The sequence below is a fragment of the Neisseria sp. P0021.S006 genome (assembly GCF_051956895.1).
Window position 1 is genome coordinate 1 of record NZ_JBQCWZ010001001.1, and the last position, 538, is coordinate 538.

General features: G+C 55.0%; 1 protein-coding gene. It reads left to right on the forward strand.

Annotated features, from left to right (window positions below):
* The coding region (gene dapF, locus ACTHUM_RS18390) for a diaminopimelate epimerase (protein WP_440403734.1) at window positions 1-385 on the forward strand (385 nt) is incomplete at its 5' end.
* Window positions 386-538 lie beyond the last annotated feature (153 nt).

Genomic DNA, 538 nt, shown 5'->3' on the forward strand with positions numbered 1-538 from the left:
GGTAAGCTGTGTGAATATGGGTAATCCGCATGCGGTAATTTTGGTTGATAATGTTGAAACCGCACCGGTGGAGCATTGGGGCGGCGCTATTGAATCGCACGAGCAGTTTCCTGAACGGGTCAATGTCGGCTTTTTGCAGGTTGAAGATGAGTTGTCAGTCCGCCTGCGCGTGTTTGAACGCGGGGTGGGGGAAACTCAGGCTTGCGGCACTGGAGCGTGTGCGGCCGTGGTGGCAGGCGTGCGCAATGGCTTGCTGAAAGCGGGTGCGCCTGTGCGTGTTACTCTGCCTGGGGGCGAACTGTTTATCAGTTGGGAAGAAGGCGGCGATGTGCAAATGACCGGCCCTGCTGAAACCGTTTTTGAAGGCGAGTTGCAGTATTCATGATGGTTTCTTTGGATTTTTGGTTTGCCGTCGCGTATGCTGCGGTATCGTTGGCATTTATTTTTCGCGCACAGCGGTTTCAATGGCTTTGGGCTACGGTGTTGTTGTGGCTGGGGATTTCGGCACTGGGCGCACGCTTGTTGCCTGGAATGTGGG